The 3,604-nt window shown below is 59.0% G+C and carries 3 protein-coding genes; 1 reads left to right on the plus strand and 2 read right to left on the minus strand.

What is annotated here, in order from left to right; translation table 11 throughout:
- Positions 1-359, plus strand: a 359-nt coding sequence (locus EN914_RS28360; protein WP_164778978.1) for a PDZ domain-containing protein, incomplete at its 5' end; no start/stop codon positions are given.
- Between the two features lie 562 nt (positions 360-921).
- Here EN914_RS28360 and EN914_RS28365 read toward each other — a convergent pair.
- Together EN914_RS28365 and EN914_RS28370 are read right to left on the minus strand one after the other, a co-directional pair.
- A complete protein-coding gene (locus tag EN914_RS28365) occupies positions 922-1,158 on the minus strand; it encodes a hypothetical protein (RefSeq protein ID WP_013525027.1) in 237 nt (78 codons plus the stop codon).
- Positions 1,159-1,635: 477 nt separating this feature from the next.
- Complete coding sequence (locus EN914_RS28370) at positions 1,636-2,889, minus strand: diguanylate cyclase (RefSeq protein WP_032899766.1); 1,254 nt, start codon at positions 2,887-2,889, stop codon at positions 1,636-1,638.
- Between the last annotated feature and the right edge of the window lie 715 nt (positions 2,890-3,604).

Here is a 3,604-nt window from a genome sequence, read left to right on the forward strand (position 1 = left end):
CGCTGACTGTCGATCGACGCAGGGACCAGGAGGAACAGACCGGTGCCATTCCAAGCCTGGGTACTGAGGACCAGCGCCTTGGTATGTCGCTGAGCGCCATTCCGGACGAAGCGCGCCAGCAACTCGGCCTACAGGCCGACACCACGGGCGTGTTCGTCCAGGATGTCGCTCCCAACAGTCTTGCGGCCGAAAGCGGCATCCGGCCCGGCGACGTCATCGTGTCGGCCAACAACCGAAACATGACCCAGCCGTCTGACGTCCGCGAGGAATGGGCGAAATCCCGTCAGCAGAAAAAGCCAGTGCTGTTCCGTATCGACCGGCAGGGACAATCGCTTTTCGTTGCTGTGGCAAACTCCTGACTGACAGGCCAGAGACGGCGTCGCGATCTGTGCTGCTGGGCTGGCCCCCTACCGGAGCGCACCAGAGTTGTGAAGCCGATGAGCGGTATGTTTGAAGTGGCGGTCCGGCTCAACATGCGGTTGCGGGAACTGCTCTGCGGCTTTGCGCGCACGGTCGGCGACTCCGGTCGGCGAGGCGAAAGTCCTTACGTTTCGGCGCATCCGGCGACCACACAGGTGGACAACAAAAGCCTGCGATCCGCTTCTGAGCGCGTGTGCTTTTATCGATGTAAGGAACTTCGCGCCGCAGGTTTAGACTAGCGATCTCTGGCGTGTGAACGCAAGAGAAGTCGGCGATCTCCGAAATCGGTTGAGTGATCAATGCTGTAGCGTTGTCCAGTGGCCGGCTGAGCCGCACGAGGCCTGTGATGCCTGCTACTCGGCTACGATGGTCGGGAGTCTGGAGCCCACGCGCAAGACCGACTGAACTGAAACGGGCACAAAGGTCGGTTTCATCAAGGATGTGTCTGCAACGCTGCCGTGGATGACAGGGCCAAATTGCACATTCGATGGGTTTGCTGATTTATTCCAGACGGGTGCCCGGTTCAGCCGGGTCGTCTTCGTCGGGCTTAAGCAGGTCGATAAGCGCGGCCGCTCGTGTTCCCGGAAGCGGGCGCCCCTGTCCCATTAACGCCTCGTCAGCAAAAGCCCATGCCCATGCCTCTCTCAATTCCTCGATCGACGCACCCGTTGCGATGATCTCCGCAACCGTAATATCGTCGGCTGACCCAATGACGGAGAGAACTTCTTGCCGTGTCATCGTTTGACCGCGTTCTGACTACAACTGAACTAGATGGAGATTTCATGGAGCACTTGCAACCGACCTAATGAGGGCTGTCGCAGGATTCCCTTGCGCAAGATCAGGGGCTGCGCAATGGGCGCCATTCACCTAGCCAAACGCGCGCCACATAGGGCGCAGGGCGCAGAAATCGACGGAGCCCATGCGCTCGGCATTTGCGAAGACCCGGCAAGTCATCCAGATGATCGCCCATCACTGAGGCCATTTGGTGGAACTCCCCCTGGACCATCCACGCAGCCGGAATCGGCCATGGGTGTTCTGAACAACCCGGAAACTCGTTTCAGGGGATTATTCTCGAAATCGTAGTCTGCCGGGCGCGATGTGGAGATTACAGGGGAACCCTTCGTCTCGGTGGTCCAAAGTCCCTGAACTAACCTGTTATCGTCGACGCACGGGAAACCCCGTGATTCAGAAGAGCAGATCTCGGGCCGGCACGGCCTATGCCCCGAGGCTGCCCGGCCGAATGTGTTTGCGCGCGGATAACTCCGGTCTGTGAAGCAGCACCCTGTTGCGGCCCGTCTGCTTGGCAAGGTAAAGTGCGGCATCCGCTCGCTGCTGTAACTGCTCCGGCGAGATCGCCTCAGAGGTCTGAACGGCAACTCCAATGCTCAGGGTGACCCAGCGCGACACACGGGATCCAGGGTTGGGCAAAGCGGCAGCCTCGACGCTCTTACGCATTCGTTCAGCCACAGCGGCGGCCTCTTCCTCGTTCACCCCGGGCAGGAGCACGAGGAATTCTTCGCCGCCATAACGGGCAACGTGATCGCGATCACGTCTCACGTTTTCCTTCAAGATAGTTGCGACCTTTACCAAACACCGATCTCCCTCCGCATGGCCGAGGTGGTCGTTTAGCTTCTTGAAGTTGTCAATGTCGCACATCAGCATCGCGGCACCGGCAAGGCAACGTTTGTCACTTCCCCATAGGCGCTCGAGTGTTTCCGTCATCCAGCGACGGTTGGAGATGCCGGTGAGTGGATCGGTCCTCGCCAGGAGTACCAGTCGATCATTCGCTTTCGCCAGTTCGGCGACCCTGCGTCGGTCGCGAAGCTCAAACAGGAAAGTCTTTTGAGCAAGAATTGTCATGATGCGCCGCGCGGCCACCGTTGCAAAGATACCGCTGGCGAAGAACAGCGTTCCAGCCACTGCACTCCCATGCGCGATGGCCGGGTTCTGCAGTTGAAGCATGAGATAGAGTCCGAGCGCCAGCGCAGCGATCGTCATCGTCCACGCCAGGGGGATCCCGAAGATTATGATGGCTGTGATGGCCACGAACAACATGACGTTCAATTGCCGTTCGTAGAACTCGCCACCAGCGCTTGCTCCGACCAATGCGACTGACAACAAGATCAGGAACATGCCTGCGATCAGCGAAGCTCCTTGGAGCCAAGGCGCCTGCGGTTTACGCCAGGCTAGGACCACGGCCAACGCGACGGGCGGGATGATGGCGCCGGGCAGGAGCATGGACTGCGCTACGCCCCATGGAAGCAACGCCGCGTTCAGTGCCAACGTCAGCACATCCAAAAATGCCACCCAGATCATCCACGCGCGGATGATTTTCGCCGTTTGCGACCAGACACGTGCTCGAAATAGGCGTTCGATCTCGCCACGCAGGCTGATTTCGCGCGTACGGCGCGCCAGAAGCCGGTCGACCTCAGCGGCTAGGGCAGGATCATCCTGCACATCGGGGGGCATCAGATCTGACAAGTCGATAGGCCCTACGCTGCTTTCTCCTGAACATCTATCCAAGCCATAGGCGGTCGGCGGTGGGCAAGCATGTCAACTTACCCTGAAGATTTGATTTATAGCTGCGATTTGCGAACAATCAGTCCCAAACCATCCGATGCTCGATGCGTAGCCGAATTAACCTTTGTAATTGCGGTGGCGCTGCACCGCTGTTATCCACGCCCCGCCGCTGGGCTCGGCGAAATGTTCCGAGAGCTTCTGAAGTTGACCGCGTGAAGGAACGGGTGATGCCGATTCTTGTCATGTCGACCTTTCGAGTATTGCCTGCAGACCAACAGGATGGATTTGGCCATGAAAGGAAGCCGACCGGTTATTTCGTTGTTGGATTTCGACATACTCTCCCGGGCTCTTACATCAGCCATCAGGGAGAGCCCGGAATCCGATTCGACGGTCCAGGCCCGCGAGCTTGTGTGCCTATACACCGGGAAAAAGTCAGCCGACCAAAATTTGATCGCGGCCTTGCTTCACGCCAGTCGCGCCCAGCTGGACGTGGAAGCATCCAAGGCCAATCGCCCGGCCAGAATTGACTGAGTGCCTGCATCTGCTCGACGTGACCTCTCACCGGGTTGTCTCCTCGACGGAGCTACGTCCGAGACGAAGCCCAAAGGCGCGACCGACTGAGACGCAGAGCAGAATTCCCGCAGGCGACAGGACGAATATCCTG

This window comes from Mesorhizobium sp. M7A.F.Ca.CA.001.08.2.1 (assembly GCF_003998455.1).
Classification (GTDB): domain Bacteria; phylum Pseudomonadota; class Alphaproteobacteria; order Rhizobiales; family Rhizobiaceae; genus Mesorhizobium; species Mesorhizobium ciceri.